Below are 269 nucleotides of genomic sequence, written 5' to 3'. Positions count from 1 at the left end.
TTTCGCATATTCGATAGCACGCATTGTCGCTTCCGGCATCGGATCTCCTTCTTTACAGCGAACCAGATACGCCGTCAGAACCAGCGCTGAAGCAAGCTCAAAAATGGATTCAGAAATGTTGTCTGGCTCCAGCTGGTTCATTCGTCCTTCGTTAATGGCAAATGTGCGCTCTCCATCGGGAGTGATCAACGCAAAACAACGTCCGATCGGGCCATCCACAGGCTGAACATGGTTCAAATCCATACTGCTGGAGGTATTTACCAGATACC

The 269-nt window shown here is 49.4% G+C and carries 1 pseudogene; it reads right to left on the bottom strand.

Going from position 1 to position 269, the window contains the following annotated elements:
* Nucleotides 1–269: pseudogene (locus tag ACYP03_RS26350) on the bottom strand (inosine/guanosine kinase); the annotation flags it as partial.

The sequence above is a fragment of the Photobacterium sp. R1 genome, assembly GCF_054600795.1.
Note: the sequence above shows the minus strand (reverse complement) of the source record. Positions and strands in the feature narration are given on the sequence as shown.